The 17,868-nt window shown below is 66.1% G+C and carries 14 protein-coding genes; 6 read left to right on the top strand and 8 right to left on the bottom strand.

What is annotated here, in order from left to right; translation table 11 throughout:
- Window positions 1-81: 81 nt before the first annotated feature.
- Window positions 82-828 (top strand): alpha/beta hydrolase family protein, encoded by a 747-nt coding sequence (locus AC5RV3_RS10940; RefSeq protein WP_494122148.1) that lies wholly within the window; start codon window positions 82-84, stop codon window positions 826-828.
- Window positions 829-875: 47 nt separating this feature from the next.
- On the opposite strand, the gene AC5RV3_RS10935 is transcribed toward AC5RV3_RS10940, so the two are convergent.
- Complete coding sequence (locus AC5RV3_RS10935) at window positions 876-2,840, bottom strand: transglycosylase domain-containing protein (protein ID WP_494122147.1); 1,965 nt, start codon at window positions 2,838-2,840, stop codon at window positions 876-878.
- Between the two features lie 385 nt (window positions 2,841-3,225).
- Here AC5RV3_RS10935 and AC5RV3_RS10930 point away from each other — a divergent pair, with 385 nt between their 5' ends.
- Entirely contained in the window at window positions 3,226-3,552 is a 327-nt protein-coding gene (locus AC5RV3_RS10930) for a cupin domain-containing protein (protein WP_494122146.1), read from the top strand.
- 30 nt (window positions 3,553-3,582) lie between these two features.
- Here the strand turns inward: AC5RV3_RS10930 and mdlC are convergent, their stop codons facing one another.
- Complete coding sequence (mdlC, locus tag AC5RV3_RS10925) at window positions 3,583-5,193, bottom strand: benzoylformate decarboxylase (RefSeq protein WP_494122145.1); 1,611 nt, start codon at window positions 5,191-5,193, stop codon at window positions 3,583-3,585.
- A 253-nt stretch (window positions 5,194-5,446) separates the two neighbouring features.
- On the opposite strand from mdlC, the gene AC5RV3_RS10920 reads away from it, so the two are divergent.
- Complete coding sequence (locus AC5RV3_RS10920) at window positions 5,447-5,740, top strand: antibiotic biosynthesis monooxygenase family protein (RefSeq protein WP_494075798.1); 294 nt, start codon at window positions 5,447-5,449, stop codon at window positions 5,738-5,740.
- Window positions 5,741-5,844: 104 nt separating this feature from the next.
- Here the strand turns inward: AC5RV3_RS10920 and ctaD are convergent, their stop codons facing one another.
- Window positions 5,845-7,530 carry an aa3-type cytochrome oxidase subunit I gene (ctaD, locus tag AC5RV3_RS10915; RefSeq protein ID WP_494122144.1) on the bottom strand — a complete coding sequence of 562 codons (1,686 nt, stop codon included), beginning with the start codon at window positions 7,528-7,530 and terminating at the stop codon, window positions 5,845-5,847.
- A 67-nt stretch (window positions 7,531-7,597) separates the two neighbouring features.
- Between ctaD and AC5RV3_RS10910 the strand changes: the two genes are divergently transcribed.
- The 3 genes from AC5RV3_RS10910 (at window position 7,598) to AC5RV3_RS10900 (ending at window position 9,645) form a co-directional block, all read left to right on the top strand.
- Entirely contained in the window at window positions 7,598-8,155 is a 558-nt protein-coding gene (locus tag AC5RV3_RS10910) for a MarR family winged helix-turn-helix transcriptional regulator (protein ID WP_494122143.1), read from the top strand.
- A 32-nt stretch (window positions 8,156-8,187) separates the two neighbouring features.
- Window positions 8,188-9,072, top strand: coding sequence for a DNA-formamidopyrimidine glycosylase family protein (locus AC5RV3_RS10905; RefSeq protein ID WP_494122142.1), 885 nt, complete (start codon window positions 8,188-8,190; stop codon window positions 9,070-9,072).
- A 111-nt stretch (window positions 9,073-9,183) separates the two neighbouring features.
- The gene (locus tag AC5RV3_RS10900) at window positions 9,184-9,645 is read left to right on the top strand and encodes a VOC family protein (protein WP_494122141.1); all 462 of its coding nucleotides are present in this window, start codon (window positions 9,184-9,186) and stop codon (window positions 9,643-9,645) included.
- A gap of 73 nt (window positions 9,646-9,718) precedes the next feature.
- Here the strand turns inward: AC5RV3_RS10900 and AC5RV3_RS10895 are convergent, their stop codons facing one another.
- The 5 genes from AC5RV3_RS10895 to AC5RV3_RS10875 all read right to left on the bottom strand — a co-directional run bounded on the left by AC5RV3_RS10895 (window position 9,719) and on the right by AC5RV3_RS10875 (window position 17,834).
- Window positions 9,719-11,359, bottom strand: a complete 1,641-nt coding sequence (locus AC5RV3_RS10895; protein WP_494122140.1) for a GMC family oxidoreductase — start codon at window positions 11,357-11,359, stop codon at window positions 9,719-9,721.
- Complete coding sequence (locus AC5RV3_RS10890) at window positions 11,359-12,855, bottom strand: aldehyde dehydrogenase family protein (RefSeq protein ID WP_494122139.1); 1,497 nt, start codon at window positions 12,853-12,855, stop codon at window positions 11,359-11,361. Before AC5RV3_RS10890 ends, AC5RV3_RS10895 begins: the two co-directional genes overlap by 1 nt.
- Entirely contained in the window at window positions 12,852-15,065 is a 2,214-nt protein-coding gene (gene betT / locus AC5RV3_RS10885; protein ID WP_494122138.1) for a choline BCCT transporter BetT, read from the bottom strand. The genes AC5RV3_RS10890 and betT overlap by 4 nt, the downstream gene beginning before the upstream one ends.
- A gap of 422 nt (window positions 15,066-15,487) precedes the next feature.
- Window positions 15,488-16,876 carry an MFS transporter gene (locus AC5RV3_RS10880; RefSeq protein WP_494122137.1) on the bottom strand — a complete coding sequence of 463 codons (1,389 nt, stop codon included), beginning with the start codon at window positions 16,874-16,876 and terminating at the stop codon, window positions 15,488-15,490.
- A gap of 40 nt (window positions 16,877-16,916) precedes the next feature.
- Complete coding sequence (locus AC5RV3_RS10875; RefSeq protein ID WP_494122136.1) at window positions 16,917-17,834, bottom strand: LysR family transcriptional regulator; 918 nt, start codon at window positions 17,832-17,834, stop codon at window positions 16,917-16,919.
- Window positions 17,835-17,868: the final 34 nt, after the last annotated feature.

The raw sequence follows: 17,868 nt of genomic DNA, 5'->3' as shown, positions 1-17,868 counted from the left end.
GTTGGCCCGGGCAACGGCCCGGGCCAACCGTCATCCGCATCTTTTATCCACCAGTGCGAGCAGGGCGAAAGGGAAGGTTAAGTGAGCACACTCGCTGAAAAAATCCAGACGATCTACTACGGGCCGGACGCCTCCCAGCACGTCGTTTGCTGGAATCCAGCCGGCCATGCTACACCTGTCGGTTTAGCTTTGCTGGTGCACGGCGGCTATTGGCGTGCCCAGTTCGACGCCTCGCTGATGGAGCCAATGGCGGCCGACCTGACTTCCCGTGGGTGGGCGGTGGCGAACATCGAATACCGGCGCGGAGCGGCAGAGAGCGAGTGGCCCGAACCGCACGAGGACGTTGACGCGGCAATCCGTGCGGTCACCGATAGTGCGTGGGCGCAGGAACTGCCCGGACCGCGGGTTGCCATCGGCCATTCGGTGGGCGGGCAATTGGTCCTGCTGACCCGCGCGCCAGTTGACGCGCTGGTTGTGCTGGCGCCCGTGACAGACGTGGCACGAACATACGAAGAGAACCTGGCGGAAGGTGCCGTCGTCGAATACTACGGCGCTGGCCGCCACGATTTGTACCGTGATGCATCGCCGGTGCGGCAGCGGCCGCGCTCCATCCCCACCTTGGCGGTGCATGGCGATGCTGACGTACGCGTGCCTCTGGATCACACCCGCGACTTCGTCCGGCAGGCCCGGACACACGGTGTACACATCGAACTATGCGTTCAGTCCGGCATGGACCACGTCCAGCTCATCGATCCGCAGGCCGGACACTGGGACAGGGTCCTGACGTGGATGGATGAACAACAATTCCCGTTGGAAGTCGTGCCTTAACGCCGTGACCATCGTCCAACAGTGCTGATACCAGCCCTGGTCGGCGTCTACTTGGTCATCGAGCGGTGGGCTTCGGGCAGCGGGACTTTCTTTTCGCCCTTGAGCGCGCCGTCCATGGTTTCCTTCCAGACCGGGGCGGCGACTTCCGAGCCGGTCAGGTCGGTGTAGGTGTTGCCGTAGGCCGTGAGGCGGGTGAGCGGGTATTCTGCGCCGCCGCGGGGATCGCCGAGCCAGACGGCGGCGGTGAGCTGGGGAGTGCCGCCGACGATCCAGTTGGCCGCGAAGTCGTTGGTGGTTCCGGTTTTCGCGCCGGCCTCCCGGTTGCCGTCGAGCTCCAGGCGCGGTCCCAGGGTACCCCTCGGGTTGAAGGGTTCTTTGAGTGCGTCCGCGACGGTGTCAGCGACTTTCGGATCGATGGCGCGGTGGCAGCCGGGATCGGGGACCGGCAGCTCTTCGTCGGTGCCGGTGCGGACTGCCTTGATGACCGTGACGGGGCGGCACACCGTGCCGTCGCCCATGAAGGCGGCGTAGGCGTTGGCCATTTCCAGCGGGTTGACTTCGTAGGCGCCCAGGGCAATGGAACCTTCCCTGCCGCCAAGCTTCTTGGGGTCGATGGAGGTGATGCCCAGCGTGTTGGCCATTTCGGCGGCCTTGACGACCCCGACGCGTTCGACGAGCTTGATGAAGTAGACGTTCACCGAGGCACGGATCGCCTGGTACGCATTGATGACTCCGTAGTCCTCGTTGTCGTAGTTGATGTAGCCGCCCTTCGGATTGTCCAGTTTCTTTGAGCGGTAGGGGCCGTCCGCCTTGAACTTTTGGGAGGTTGGGATGCCCTGCTCAAGTGCGGCGGCGAGCACGATTGGCTTCATGGCCGAACCGACCTGGAAGGCGTGCTTGGCGTAGACAACCTGGGTCTTGCCGTCACCCTCGCCCCAGGCACGGTTCTGCGCGATGGCGACCACGTGCCCCTTGCCCGGCCGGACGATCGCGGTTCCCAGGGCCGCGCGGTTGTCGTTGCCGAGCGCCCGCTTGACTGCCTTCTGGGCCGCGTCGGCGGCCTTCCGGTCCAGCGCCGTTGTCAGTGTCAGGCCGCCCAGGTAGAAGCGCTCCTGCCGGGCGTCGGCTGTCTTGCCGAAGGCCGGGTTGCCCAGGATTTCTTCGCGGACCACCTCGCAGTAGAACGGATACTTGGACCCGCCGCAGCTGGACGGCACCGAGCCGCGCTTTACGCCAAGAGGGGCCTCGCGGACGGTCTGTGCCTCGCGGGCTGACAGGACTCCCTCCTTTTCCAGCACCTGGAGCACGGTGTTCCGCCGCGCGCTGGCCGCGTCCGGCTGGGTGAACGGGTCGTAGGTGACAGGCGCCTTGAGCAGGCCGACCAACAGGGCGGATTGCGCGTGGTCGAGCTTCGCCGCCGTCGTGCTGAAGTAAACACGGGCGGCGGCCTCCACGCCGTAGGCCCGGTTGCCGAAATAGACCGCGTTCAGGTAGCGCGTGAGGATCTCGTCCTTGGGCAGCTGCTTTTCCAGGGCGACGGCATACTTCATCTCGCGGAGCTTGGCATTATAGGTATCGCCGACGGCGACCTTGTCTTCCTCTTCATTGCGGGCATGGTTGACCAGGATGTTCTGGACCAACTGCTGGGTAATGGTGGAAGCTCCCTGGACGTCTTGGCTGGTGACGTTGTTGATCAGCGCGCGGGTGATGCCGAGGGGATCGACTCCGCGGTGCTCGTAGAAGCGGGCATCCTCCGTGTTGATCAGGGTCTCCTTAAAGGCCTCCGACACCTGGTCCAGCTCAACATCGATCCGGTTCTCGCTGTAGAGTCGGGCGAATTCCTTGCCGTCCTTGTCCAGCAGGACGGTGTGCTGTGGCAGCGGTCGCTCCACCGGCAGATCGGTCGGCAGGTCTTGCCACATGTCCAGGACGGAATTGCCGACGGCGGACACGCCCACCGCCGCGGGTGCGACGATCGCCCCGGCCCCTAGGGCCGCCACGGCAACGCTCACCAGCCACAAGTCGAGGCGCCGACGCCGGAGCTTCTTCTTCGGACGACGGGCAGACGCCATCAGCTCGTCGAAATCGACCTGTTGAAACCTGTTTCGTCGAAAGGGCCACATGATGCGTTATGCGGGAAATCCAAGCGACGGATGCATCCGCGCGCAGCCTTCGGGCGGGGCGTTGGGGAGCATTTCCTGACGATGGATCCCACACCCCTCCTTCCCCGCAATGGAGCAGTAGAGAAAATGGTAGAAGCTCAAAACCCCCTTCGGTAGAGGCCGGCCTACCCTGTTTTGACCAGGGGAGGGGCGCCGGCGTGGAGGGCTGCTGCAGGGTGGGCGAGGCGCCGGATAGGGTGGCCACGAACAGCCATTTCCTGACCGAAGGAGAAACATGCAACGCGACGTGCAGACTGGTTTCGTGGACCAACAGACGGGTGGGCGCCCGCCCGCGGTGGCCACCGTTCAGATCGACAACGACCGGGTGACGGTCACGGAGTGGCGTTTTCCTCCGGGCGCGGAAACCGGTTGGCATGTGCATCCCGTGGACTATGTCGTGGTCCCCATGAGCACCGGTACCCTGACCCTGGAGACCAGCGAGGGGGCGTCGGCCAGCCAGTTGACCGCCGGCGTTTCCTACACGCGCAAGGCGGGAAGCGAACACAACGTCGTCAACGAGTCCAACGACGACTTTGTGTTCGTCGAGATCGAGCTCAAGTAGGCGGTGTGCGGTAGCCAGGCCGACGGCGGGTCAGCCGGTGGCCACCTGTGCGTCGATGAGGATCGGGCCGTTGGCGGCAAGCGCCTTTTGGTAGGCGGCTTCGAATTCTTCGCGGGTGGTGGCGAGTTCGGCGGGGACGCCGTAGCCCTCGGCGATGGAGACGAAATCGATGCCGCCGAGCTTGAGTCCGGGGACGTCGGGCACGCCCATGCGTTGGGCGAAGCCGGCGAGGGCGCCGTAGCCGGAGTTGTTGACGATGACGAACACGGTCCGCGTCTGCCGCCGGGCCGCGGTGTAGAGGGCGGTGATGCCGTAGTTCGCGGAGCCGTCGCCCACGGTCGCGACGATGGTCTTCTCCGGGGCGCCCAGGGACATGCCCACGGCCGCGGGCAGGCCGAACCCCAGCCCGCCCGACGCCGGGAAGTGGTACATGCCTGGCCGGTCGATCGCGATGCGCTCGAGGTAGTCCAGGTCCAGCGTGGTGGTCTCGTTGACGTAGGCGACGGTGTCGTTGACGTGGGTGTTGAGGACTTCGAGGATTTCGGTGCCGGTCATGCCGTCCGGGGAGGTCTTGGCCGCCGGCAGCTCCCGGGTGCCCGGTTCGCCGCGCCGCCGGCCGCGGTCCTTCACGCCCCGGGCCAGGGTCTTGGTCGCCCCTGCCACGTCGGCGACGACGGACCGGCCGAATGGCGCCCGCGTGGCCTCGCGCGGGTCCTGGGTGAGGTGGATGACGCGGGTTCCTTCTTCGAGATAGTTGCTGGGTTCCCAGCGGTGGTACCGGAAGAGGGCGGCGCCGAGGACGAGCACGACGTCGTGGCCGGCGAGCCGGTCGCGCACCGACTGGATGCCCGGGACAATGACGCCCTCGAAGTTCGGGTGGGTGGTTGGGAACGGGCCCCGGGAGGGGGAGGGGGCGACGTAGACGGAGGCGTCGGCCTTCTCCGCCAGAGCCACCACGGCATCGAACACGCCCGGGTCTTCGACGGCGGCCGCGTCCACCTGCGGGCCGACGACCAGGGCCGGGTTCTTGGCGCCGTCGATCGCGGCGATCAGTTCCCGGGCCAGGTCCTCGGTGAGGCCGCCGGCGGTGGCGACCGAGCGGTCGGTGAGCAGGGCGTCGTCGTCGAGGGCGGGCTCGGCCCAGTCATCGAGGGGGACCGAGACGTAGACCGGTCCGCGGGGCTGGGTGCAGGTTTCGAACACGGCCTGAGACAGGGTGCGTGGCACGTCGGCGGCGGCCAGCGGCTCGTGCGAGTACTTGACCAGCGGCGCCGGCAGGGCCGAGGCGTCGGCGCTGGCGAGCATCACCTCCTGTCCGACGGTGCGGCGGACCTGCTGGCCGGCGAGGATGACCATCGGGATGTGCCCGTAGTGGGCGTTGGTCAGGGCGCCCATGGCGTTGCCCGAGCCGGAGGCGGCATGCAGGTTCACCAGCGCCGGCCTGCCCGTGGCCCGGGCATAGCCCTCCGCCATCCCGACGACCACCTGCTCGTGCAATCCGAGGACGAAGTCGAAGTCCCCGCCCAGGCCGGCGAGGAACGGAAGCTCGTTCGACCCGGGATTGCCGAAAATCGTGGTCATCCCGTGTGCGCGGAACATCTCCAGCGTCGCCTCGAGAACCGTCTTCTGCTTGCCCGTCACTCGTCTGCTCCTCAAACTTCGCGAACCAAGCGGTCAGTCCTGGTGACCGGCCGCGCCGGCCCGGCGTCATGCCCTTGGACGCAGCCTATGTGCAGCGAATCACTAAATCCAACGAGCGGTTTCCGGGCTTCCTGAAAGCCCGCCTTGGTCGGTCGTAGCGGTAACGTACGCATGCGCGGCAACAAAAAGGCCCTGACGCGATAGCGTGGACGCGTGATGGTCCGGGCGGTTCGGACCCGAAAGGAGCAGCATCGTGTCCATCGTCGTCATCAACGCGCTCAAGGTCCCCGAAGGCTCGGGCACCGAATTGGAGGCGCGCTTCGCCGCACGCAAGCACGCCGTCGACTCCGCTCCGGGGTTCGAGGGCTTCCAACTGCTGCGTCCCGTCGCGGGCGAAGACCGCTACTTCGTGTACACCCAGTGGGCCACGCGTGAGGACTTCGAGAACTGGCGCGACAACCGTGCGCCCCGCGATCACGGCTCGAAGACCCCAGTGGCCAGTGGGTCGGAGCTGCTCGAGTTCGAGGTCGTTGAGCTCGCCGACTAGGGCTGCCGTTCGACGTCTGGCGGATTCTTGCCTCACCTATACCGGGCGTCGCGTCCTCCCGGCAGCGCTCGGGAGGACGCGACGCCATGCAGGCGAATGGCAAGCTATGTTGCAACCTTTTCCCGGTCTGGGCGCAGGGCGAGTTCGGGGTGGTGCAGGTCCAGGGCGGGCCGTTCGGAGCGGATTCGAGGCAGCGAAGTGAAGTTGTGCCGCGGCGGCGGACATGACGTAGCCCATTCAAGCGAGCTGCCGAAGCCCCAGGGGTCGTCCACGCTGACTTTCTTGCCCTTACGCCATGTTGAGTAGACGTTCCACAGAAACGGAATCATTGAAGCGCCGAGCAGGAGCGACGACACCGAGGAGAACTGGTTCATGGCGGTAAACCCGTCCTCGGGCAGGTAGTCGGCGTAGCGGCGCGGCATTCCCGTCACGCCCAGCCAGTGCTGGACCAGGAAGGTGCCGTGGAAGCCCAGGAACAGCATCCAAAAGTGGACCTTGCCCAGACGCTCGTTGAGCATCTTGCCGGTCCACTTGGGCCACCAGAAGTAGAAGCCGGCGAACATGCCGAAGACCACGGACCCGAACACCACATAGTGGAAGTGCGCCACCACAAAGTAGGTGTCGGTGACATGGAAATCCAGCGGCGGCGAGGCCAGGATCACCCCGGTCAGGCCACCGAAGAGAAACGTGCCCAGGAAGCCCAGGCTCCACAGCATCGGTGTCTCGAAGGTAATCGAGCCGCGCCACATGGTGCCGATCCAGTTGAAGAACTTCACGCCGGTGGGCACCGCGATCAGCATGGTCATGAACGCGAAGAACGGCAGCAGCACGGAGCCGGTGGCGTACATGTGGTGCGCCCAGACCGTCACCGAGAGGGCGGCAATGGCGATGGTTGCATACACGAGTCCCTTGTAGCCGAAGATCGGTTTGCGGCTGAATACCGGGAAGATTTCCGAGAAGATTCCGAAGAACGGCAGGGCCAGAATGTAGACCTCGGGGTGGCCGAAGAACCAAAACAAGTGCTGCCACAGGAGGGCGCCGCCGTTTTCGGGATTGAAGATGTGCGATCCGAAGCGCCGGTCCGAGCCGAGTGCTGCGAGGGCGGACGCGAGCGGCGGGAAAGCCATCAGTACAAGCATCGAAGTGATGAGCGCGTTCCACGTGAAGATCGGCATGCGCCACATGGTCATGCCCGGTGCCCGCATGCAGAGGATCGTCGTGATCAGGTTCACGGCGGCCAAGATGGTACCGAAGCCCTGCAGCAGGAGGCCGAAGACCCAGAGATCCCCGCCGACGCCCGGCGAAAACGTCGTGTTGGACAACGGGGCATAGGCGAACCAGCCGAACGAGGCTGCCCCTTGGGGCGTGACGAATCCGGCTACCGCGATCAGGCTCCCAAAGAGGAAAAACCAGAAAGCCAGCGCATTTAGCCGCGGGAAGGCCACGTCCGGCGCCCCGATCTGAAGCGGCACCATGGCATTGGCAAAGCCGACAAAGAGCGGCGTGCCCACCATGAACATCATGATGGTCCCATGCATGGTGAACAGCTGGTTGTACTGTTCCTTGGTCTGCAGGATCTGCATCCCCGGTTCGAACAGCTCGGCACGGATCACCAAGGCCATGACGCCGCCGATGCAGAAGAAGATGAAGGACGAGATCAGATACAAGTAGCCGATCTTTTTATGGTCCGTGGACGTCATCCAGTCCACCACCAGCCGGCCTTTCGACCGTGTCGCCACGTGGGCGGGTGCCGATTGCGGGTTGTCCGTGTAGCTCGCGATCGAATTCATGCTTCCCCTGTCTTCCTTTATGGATAGCTCGCTCGCGAGCTATCCATAACGATGGCATACTTTCCTCATGAGGAAAAACGAGGTGGAGGCGGACGCAGTCGATCAGGCCGCCGAAGAGTGGGCGCGGGCCTGGCCGGATCTAGACGTGGGCCCCGGCGACATCTTGGCCCGCATCCACCGCCTAGGCCGGCTGCTGGACGAGGCGCAAGCGCGCCAACTGCGGACCGTGCAGGGAATCGACAACCTGGGCGATTTTGAACTGCTGCGGACGTTGCGCCGCGCCGGCAGCCCATATTCCCGCACCCCGAGACAGCTGGAGCGCGAAATGCTGGTGTCATCAGCCGGTATCTCAGGACGCTTGAAACGACTGGCCGCCGACGGGTGGGTACAGAGGGTTCCCTCAGCCTCCGACCGCCGGTCGGTCGCCGTCCAACTGACCGAGGACGGTTTGAAGCGGTTGGATGAATACCTGCCACAGCATTACGCCTTCGAACGAGGGCTGATCGCGAGTGTGGACGATGAAAAGCCCCATCTGGCACGGACGCTGCGCCGCCTCATGGCTTCTTTGGAAAACCAGACCGAATTATTGGGGCCGCCGCTCCCGATTTCGGACGACCGTTCTTAGCTCGTGAGGCTGCGCCGGACTAGGGTGTGTGCATGCCCGAGATGCCGGAAGTGCAGGGACTCGTCGACTTCCTGCGGCTGAAGCTCATCCCGCCCGACGCCCCGCCGGCCCAGGTGGCCAAGGTGGAGGTGCTCTCCTTCTCCGTCTTAAAAACGGCGGACGTGCCGCCGGAGACGATGGCAGTAGAGCCGGTGTCCGCGGTTTCGCGCCGCGGAAAGTTCATCGTCATCACCGCCGGACAGACGCACCTGGTGATGCATCTGGCCAAGGCCGGGTGGCTCCGCTGGTCGGATGCCTTGAAGCCCGAACCCCTGAGGCCGGGCAAGGGCCCCATTGCGCTGCGGGTGCGGTTCGCCGCTGCCGACGGCGCCGGCCAGCCCGGATTCGACCTGACCGAAGCCGGCACCAAGAAATCCCTGGCAGCCTACGTGGTCAAGGACCCGATGGACGTGCCGGGCATCGCCCGGCTCGGACCCGACGCGCTCGACGTCGACCACGCGGCTTTCGCGGAGATGCTCGCCTCCCACTCGGGACAGATCAAGGGCCTGCTGCGGGACCAGTCGGCGATCGCGGGCATCGGGAATGCCTACAGCGACGAGATCCTGCACGCGGCGAAGCTCTCCCCGTTCGCCAACGCCTCGAAGCTGGACGCCGAGGACGTGGAGCGCCTGTTTTGGGCGATGCACCAGGTGCTCGAGTCGGCGATTGCCCACGCCTCCGGCCGACCGGCCAGCCAGCTGAAGGACTCCAAGCGCAAGGCCATGCGCGTGCACGCCCGAACCGGCGAGCCCTGCCCGGTGTGCGGGGACACGGTTCGGGAAGTGTCCTTCGCCGATTCCTCGCTGCAGTACTGTCCCAGCTGCCAGACGGGCGGGAAGCTGCTGGCCGACCGGCGCATGTCCAAGTTCTTGAAGTGAACCTGCTGCGGTCCGTTGTTCATACCGGAGAAATTCTGGTGTTCCTGATGGATGGTTACTCCGACCGCGGTAAGTTCACAGGGACGACGCGTACTGCGGGAAAGAGGGGGCATGGTCACCGAACCATACGAGGCAAAACCTCAAGCCACTGACTTCGGTTTCGGGTTACACCACATTCAGCTCGCACTGCCGCCGGGCGGTGAGGATGATTGCCGAAAGTTTTACGTCGAAGTCCTCGGGCTCACGGAGGTGCAAAAGCCACCGATACTGGCTGCCCGCGGCGGGCTGTGGGTGCGCTCCGATAACTTAGAGATTCATCTAGGAATAGAGGAGAATTTCCGTCCTCAGCGGAAGGCGCATCCCGGAATCCTCGTGAAGGACATCGATGCACTGGCCCGGCGAATAGAAGCTCATGGGCATACCCCCGAGTGGGATGACAACTTCCCGGGTATGCGCCGGTTCTACCTATGGGACAACAACGGTAATCGACTCGAATTTCTCTCGCCTCACAGGGTAGCAAGAGCAATCAAAAGGCCTTGTGCTGTCGAGCACGAGCATGATCCTCAGTGGTAGAAGCTGGGACAGCTGTCGCAACCAGTGGGTGCGGAAGCAGTGTTTGCTTCCGCCACCCTCGCTGAACCACAGATCAGGCGTGCGCCGCGCCGGAGCCGGCTGTCGCCGTCGTTGTTTCCGCAGCCCGGCTGCCGCGGATGAGGTCGGCGCAACGTTCGCCGATCATCATCACGGTCAGGTTCGGGTTGACCGTCACGTGCTCGGGCATGACGGACGCGTCGGCGACGCGCAGGCCGGTGACGCCCTTGACCCGCAGCTCGGAGTCCAGCGGCGACATGGCGTCGTCGTCGGGGCCCATGCGCACGGTGCCGACCGGGTGGTAGACGGTGTTGTGCGTCTTGCGGATGTAGTCCTGCAGCTCTTCGTCCGTCTGCGCCTCGATGCCCGGCGAGAGTTCCCGGCCGGCCCACTCGGCCATCGCCGGCTGCGCGGCAATCTCGCGGGCCTTGCGGATGCCGGCGACCATCACGCGCATGTCGTGGCCCTCGGGGTCGGTGAAGTACCGGGGATCGACCATGGGCTTGTCGCGGAAGTCGCGGCTGCGCAGCCGGACGGTGCCGCGCGAGCGGGCGTGCGTGACGTTCGGGGTGAGGCTGAAGCCGTTCTCCGTGGTGGGGTAGCCGTGCCGCAGGGTGTTCATGTCGAACGGCACCGAACCGTAGTGCATCATCAGGTCCGGCCGGTCCAGGCCCTCCTCGGTGGGCGTGAAGATGCCGATCTCCCACCACTGGGTGGAGGTCTCAACCATCGGCTGCTTCGCCTCGAACTGGACCACGCCCTCGGGATGGTCCTGCAGGTGTTCGCCGACGCCGGGGGAGTCGACCAGGACCTCGATGCCGTGCTCGGCGAGGTGTGCGGCCGGGCCGATGCCGGAGAGCATCAGCAGCTTCGGCGAATCGATGGCGCCGGTGGACAGCACGACCTCGCGCCGCACGGAGAGCCGGTGCGTCCGGCCGAACGCCGAGTCCACGATGTCCACGCCGGTGCAGCGCTTCTCCGCGTCAAACACCAGCTGGCGGGCCCGCAGGCCGGTCAGCAGGGTGAAGTTTTCGCGCTCGATGATGGGGTGGATGTAGGACACCGAGCTGGAGGAGCGGGTGCCGTCGGCCCGGCTGTTGATCTGGAAAAAGTTCGCGCCGTTGACCACGGTGGTGCCGTCGTTGAACTTGGCCCGCGGGATGCCGGCCTGTTCACATGCATCCAGCAGCGCGACGCCGGTCGGGTCGACCGGCGGCACGTTCATGACGTGCACGGGGCCGGAGTCGCCGTGGTGCGGGGCATCCGGGCCGGCGTCCTCGTTGGTCTCCAGCCGCTTGTACAGCGGGTAGGCGTCCTCGGCATTCCAGCCGGTGACGCCGTGCTTGGACTCCCACTCGTCCAGGTCCTCGCGCGGGGCCCAGAAGGCGATGCAGGAGTTGTGGCTGGAGCAGCCGCCCATGACCTTCGCCCGGGAGTGGCGCATGAAGGAGTTGCCGTTCTCCTGCGGCTCGATCGGGTAGTCCCAGTCGTAGCCGGATTCGAGCAGCTCCATCCAGCGGTCCAGCTGCAGGACCTCGGGCACGCCGCGGTCGTCAGGGCCGGCCTCGACCAAGGCCACGGACACCGCGGGGTCTTCGCTCAGGCGGGCGGCGACGGCGGCGCCGGCGGATCCCCCGCCGACGACGATGTAGTCGAATTCCCGATCGATGAGGTTCTCGACGATGTCGATGTGCATCAGTTCTCCTTGCCGTGGTCAGCAAACCAGCCGGTCACCTGCGGGCTGGTGTTCTGGTAGATGTGCTTGGCTTCCTGGTACTCGGCCAAACCGGTGGGGCCGAGTTCGCGGCCGACGCCGGACTGGCCGAAGCCGCCCCATTCGGCCTGCGGGAGGTAGGGGTGGAAGTCGTTGATCCAGATGGTGCCGTGGCGCAGCCGGCCGGCCACGCGCTGGGCCTTGCCGGCGTCCTGGGTCCAGACGGCTCCGGCCAGGCCGTAGATCGTGTCGTTGGCGGTGGCCACGGCCTCGTCCTCGTCGCGGAACGTCTCTACGGTGACCACCGGGCCGAAGGCTTCGTCCACGACGACGGACATCCCCCGTTCCACGCGGTCCAGGACGGTGGGCAGGTAGTAGAAGCCGTCGTCGTACTCGGAGCCCTCGGGGGCGGCGCCACCGCAGCGCAGCCGCGCGCCCTCCTCCACGCCGCGCTTCACGTAGGCGTCCACTTTCTCCCGGTGTGCGGCCGAAATCAGCGGCCCGGTTTCGGCGGCCTCGTCGAACGGGCCGCCCAGGCGGATGCCCTCGGCGCGGCGGACAAGCTCGTCCACGAAGCGCTCCGCGATCGACTCCTCGACCAGCAGGCGCGCGCCGGCGGAGCAGACCTGCCCGGAGTGGACGAAGGCTGCGTTCAGCGCGTTGTCGACGGCGGCGTCGAAGTCCGCGTCGGCGAACACCACGTTCGGGTTCTTGCCGCCGAGTTCCAGGGCCACCTTCTTCACGGTGCCGGCGGCGGCCGCCGCGACCACCTTGCCGGTCACCAGGCCGCCGGTGAAGGAGACCAGGTCGACGTCGGGGTGCTCGGAGAGCGGTGCGCCCGCCTCAGCGCCGGGGCCGGTGACCAGGTTCGCGACGCCGTCCGGGAGGCCCAGGTCCTTGAGCAGTTCCATGGTCAGGATGGCCGTGGACGGGGTGAGCTCGGCGGGCTTGAGCACGAAGGTGCAGCCGGCGGCCAGCGCGGGCGCGATCTTCCACGCGGCCTGCAGCAGCGGGTAGTTCCAGGGCGTGATCATGCCGCAGACGCCCACCGGCTCGTGGACGATCCGACTGACGACGGCGGGGTCCCCGGCGTCGACCACGCGGCCGGCCTGCTGCGAGGCGATCTTGCCGAAGTACTCGAAGCAGGCGGCGATGTCGTCCATGTCGATGCGGCTTTCGATGATCCGCTTGCCGGTGTCCAGCGACTCGGCGCGGGCGAAGTCCTCGCGGCGTTCGCGCAGCCCGGCGGCCACCTTGAGCAGGAAGTCGCCGCGCTCGGGCGCCGGGACGGCCGCCCAGACTCCGGAGTCGAAGGCGGCGCGGGCCGCGGCGATGGCCCGCTCAGTGTCGGCCCGGCCGGCCTCGGACACGGTGGCGACGACCTGGCCGTCGGCCGGGTTGCGGATCTCGCGGGTGGCGCCGGAGGCGGCCGCCTCCCAGGCGCCGTTGATGAACAAGGTGGAGGCGGTTGTGGTCATGGTGTCTCCTTCGGAAGTGCGGCGACGGGTTCGTCGACGGTGTCGTAGTCGGTTTCCCAGTCCGCCTTGGGCGGAACGTTTTCCGCGGCGGTGCTGTAGGGCAGGGTGGCGCGGTGCTGGTGCAGGAACTCGAGGTGCACCTCGTAGTGGTCCAGCACGTCCGCGATGACCTCGTCCTTGCTGTAGCCCATGAGGTCGTAGCCGTGGCTGCCCTCGAGCGAGAACACCTCGATCCGGTAGTACTTGCCGCCGGCGGCGGAGGAGCGCGCGTAGGACGGGACATCGTTCTGCACGGGATAGATCTGGTACTTAAAGGTGCGTTCGCCGTCGAGCTCCACGCAGAGGTCGGCGGTGTCGATCCCGAAGGCCTCCACGGTGCTGGTCTTCAGCGTGGCTTCCAGCCCGCGGGCGGCGAGGTCGGCGCGGACGTCGGACAGCGCGGGAACGGCAACCTCGGACACGAAGCGCTGGGCCTGCCGGCGGCCCGGGTAGTTCATGGCCCGGGCAAGGCGTTGGCGCCAGCCGCGGCGGCCGTCCGCCCCGTGCGGCACGTTGGTGCGGGAGTTCAGCACGGCGTGCAGGCCGGCCTGGTAGCTGTCCGCGAGGGCGGTCTCCAGCCGCAGCGCCTTGTACAGGCCCAGCATGATGAAGACCAGCACCACCGAGAACGGCAGGCCCATGATGACGGTGGCGCTCTGCAGCGTGGGCACCCCGCCCACGAGCAGCATCGCCAGGGTCAGCAGCCCGGTGGCGACGGACCAGAAGACGCGCAGCCACTTGGGGCCGTCGGAATCGGCGTCCTTGAGGTACGAGGTGAAGTTGCTCATCACCAGGGCACCCGAATCGGCGCTGGTGACGTAGAACAGCAGCCCGGTGAAGGTGGCGATCGCGGCGCTGAGCGGGGCCATTGGGTACTGCTCCAGCAGACCGTAGAAGGCGCGCTCCGGCTGGCTCATGGCCACCTCGCCGAAGGCGGTGTTGCCGCTCATCACGATCTCGAGGGCGCTGTTGCCGAAGATCGAGATCCACAGCAGGATGAACGCGAACGGCACCACCAGCACGCCGATGACGAATTCGCGCAGCGTGCGTCCCCGCGAGATGCGCGCCAGGAACAGGCCCACGAAGGGCGCCCAGGCGATCCACCAGGCCCAGAAGAACAGCGTCCAGCCGTTCAGCCAGTCGTCCGGCCGGTCGTAGGCGAAGGTGTCCAGGGCCATCGACGGGAAGCGGGAGAGCGTGTCGCCGATGTTGGTCACGATCCCGTCCAGCAGGAACCGGGTGGAGCCGGTGATCAGGATGAAGACCATCAGCGAGATCGCCAGGACGACGTTGAGTTCGGACAGCCGGCGGATGCCCTTCTCAATCCCGGTGAGCACCGAGATGGTCGCCATCAGCACCGCGACGGCGATGAGGGCGATCTGCACCACCGTGTTCTCCGGGATGCCGAACTGGAAGCTCAGGCCGTAGTTGAGTTGGGCGACGCCGATGCCCAGGCTGGTGGCAATGCCGAAGATGGTGCCGAGCATGGCGGCAATATCGACGGCGTGTCCCACCGGTCCGTGGATGCGCTTGCCCAGGATCGGGTAGAGCGCCGAGCGGATGCTCAGCGGCAGGTTGTGCCGGAAGGCGAAGTAGCCCAGTGCCAGCCCCATCAGGGCGTAGAGACCCCAGCCGAGGATGCCGTAGTGGAACAGGGTCCAGACCACGGCCTGCCGGGCGGCCTCGACGGTGGAGCCGTCGCCCGTGGGCGGTGCCAGGTACTGGGTGACCGGCTCCGCGACCGAGAAGAACATCAGGTCGATGCCGATGCCCGCGGCGAAGAGCATCGCGGTCCACGTGAAGATGTTGAAGGTCGGGCGCGAATGGTCCGGCCCCAGCCGGGTCTTGCCCACCCGGGAGACGGCTACGAAGAGGACGAAGGCCAGGACCGCAACGACGATCAGCGAGTACCACCAGCCGAAGGTCTCGCCCACCCATGCCACGGCGGTTCCGATCACCGCGTCTGCCGACTCCCGGTCGAGGATGGCCCACAGCGCGATGCCGAGGACACCTGCCGCGGAGCCGATGAAGACGGTCCAGTTGACCCGTGTCCGCGGCTCGGGTGCGGCGTCGGTGCCGGGGGGAGGCTCCGGCGGAGCGGATCCGGGCGCCGAGCGCTTACTGTGTTCGTCGTCGAGCGTGGGCTCGCCGGTTTCGGGCGGCGTACTCATATCGGTCTCGTACCTCGCATCGTAGGAGTGCTGGTGGCGGTCTCGCTGTTGTCTTCGCCGGGTGAGGGCAACTCTCGACGCTAGCAAGAGCAGGAATTAGGCGGCCTGCGCGCGTATAGCACATGGATTAAGTGAGGAAGGTTACCCGGTTAAGTGGGGAGACTCACGCCTATCTCCCCGCGTGTTCTGTTTACGGGAGGGTAAGGGAAGTTCGGGCGCGCCACAGGCAGGTGCCGCACGCCTGTTCGCGGTCAGTTCGCGTGCGGCCATCCTGTCGAGTCTCCGCCCTACTCTTCAGGCCTTCTTAGGCGCCGTCGTCGTACATGCTGGCTGGACATCCCATACTCGGGGTCCTGTTCAGAGCGGACCGCTTGGTGGGGCGGTAATGGGGTTAGCCGGGACGGCCGCGCCATGCGACACGTTCACTTTTCCAACAAGCCTTCGCGAGCTACTGAGACGTTGATGCCACGTCCCCGACGTTGGCCTGCGGCACGCGTCAATTGCCAGGTCAACATGGCCCCCAGCAGGCCGAAAGCGCACGTCATCCACCACGTCGAATGCCACCCTCCGGATATTGTTGCTATCCACGCCATGAGCGGCGGACCGGCGAAATTTCCGACGTTGAAGATTTGCTGCATCAAACCGATGACGGCGGGAACAGACCCATCGGGCGGTGCGAGCCCCACAGCGACGCGGGTCAGGATGGCAGGCGCCATGCCGCCGACCAGCGAGAAGATCATGGCGAAGGTGAATTGCCCCGCGAGGCCGGGGGATCCTGCCGGCCATGGCACGGCAAAGATCGCCACCGAGGTGACCGCCATGGTGCCGAACGTAACCATCAGCAGGGCTCTTGGGCGGTAGCCGCGTTGCAAAAGCAGCCCCGATGCCAGCGCGCCGATGGCGTTGACGCCTCCCACGGCCGCGGACAGCAGGCCAGGCCAAGGCCTGTCGAGTCCGGCTGCGCTGTAGACCGACGGGAGGAACCCCATGACCGCCATCCATTGGACGGTGTAGCAAGCGAAGACGGCGCCGGCAGTCCACGGTGCTTGGTGGCGCAAGGTGGCGCGGATGCGTCGACCCGATTCGGCAATGCTGCCCCCTGTCATAACGGCACGTGGGTCCCGTGGAACCCAGCGAAGCACCGGGATTACCGGGGCCAGAGCAAGGGCCGCCATGACAATCCACCACGCGCGCCAGTCCATGGCTTGCAGTGCCAGTGCAGCGGTGGAAAAGCCGAGCAACGCAGCCGTGCCCTGGAAGGCACCCCAGCTCGCCATGGCGATATTCATGCGTTCCGGAGCGCAACTCCGCTGGATCAGAGGAGGTGCCAACACTGTGCAAAGCAGAAACCCGACGCCTTCCACGGTCCGCGAAACCATGAGAACCGCGGCGCTGGGTGCCGCCGCGCCGAGCAGGGAACCGCCGGCCAGAAGCAGGAGGCCGAGGATCAGCAGGCGACGGAGCCCGAAGACTTCACCCGACCAAGCGACCAGAAGGCCCCCGAGCATGCTTGCCACCTGGATGATCCCCACGAGAAGGCCGGCGAGGACCAGCGAGATGCCAAGTTCGGCTTGGATGGCCGCCAGGGCATTCGGCAGCTTCCAAATGTGGGTCGCAGCCGCAATGCCGGCGAGAACGACGACGATCCACCCGATGTTGCCTTCGGTGCGGACAAGCCCACCCACAGCCAGCCCGGACGCCTGCGCGTGGCCGGTGCGTGGGGGCGGCTGCGGCAAGATAAAGCTCCTTGGGATGGTCTGACCACCAGTTTGCCGCAGGCGGCGCGCGCCCAGTGGAGGATTTCCGTCCAATGGAAGGCGCGAGGGCGGCCCGCGGTGTTTGAAACCGGGGTCAGCTGCTGGTGCCGAGTCCTCCCTCGCGCAGGATACTCACGAGTAAGTCAACAACGTGGCTGGGCTGGCGCTCGCTGGACCAGAGGGCGGCGGCCTGCAACGGCGGAATATCGTCTGCCAGCTCCCGGAGGACGACCGGCGTCGTCCCCATGCCGCGCACGGAATCAGGTACGAGGGAAACGCCCAGGCCGGATGCCACCAAGGGAATGGCCGTCTGAAGCGTTGCCACCCTCCGCGTCTGCGGCGGGGTGAGGCCCAGCCGGTCCCACAGCGTATCGAAGAGCTCCGGCAATCCGCGGATCCGGAGCGACCTGCGCGGCATGATCCAGGTCTGGCCATGCAGTTCGGCCAGACTAAGCCGCTGTGGCGCATCCGAGAACGATGGCGGCAAGGCCAGCAGCATCGGAAGATCTCCGGCGTGAAGAACGTGCAGCGAAGAGCGATAGGAATCTTGTAATTGCTCGCAGCTGAGTGTTGCGATCAGGCCGACGTCCGCCTCGTTGGACAGCACCATCTCGAGAACTTTGGCGGGGGGTGGATCTGCCACGGTGATGTCGGTAGTGGGGGAGTCTGAGACGAATTTCCGGAGCAGCCGCGGAAGAAGGAACCACGTAATGGTGGGGACTGAAGCGATGGACAATCGGCCACTCGTGCCGATGACGCCGTTGCGCATGTCATCCCGCAGTTGGTACAGATCCTGAAGGATCCGCTCGGCCTCCTCCGCGAAATGAGAGCCAGCTTCCGTCAGCCGGACCCCTCTGGACTCGCGGGCCAGCAGGGGGCGGCCTAGGTCTGCCTCCAGTTTGGCGATTGAAATGGACAGGGGCGGCTGGGTCATGTGGAGCGACTCCGCGGCGCGGGAAATAGACCCTTCGGTGGCGACCCGAAGGAAGTACTCAAGCTGGCGCAGTTCCATATATGGAATATATGGCACCCCGGCCTAAAAAATA

The organism is Arthrobacter sp. Y3221114, from assembly GCF_059092625.1.
This window is presented reverse-complemented; position numbering and strand designations above follow the sequence as displayed.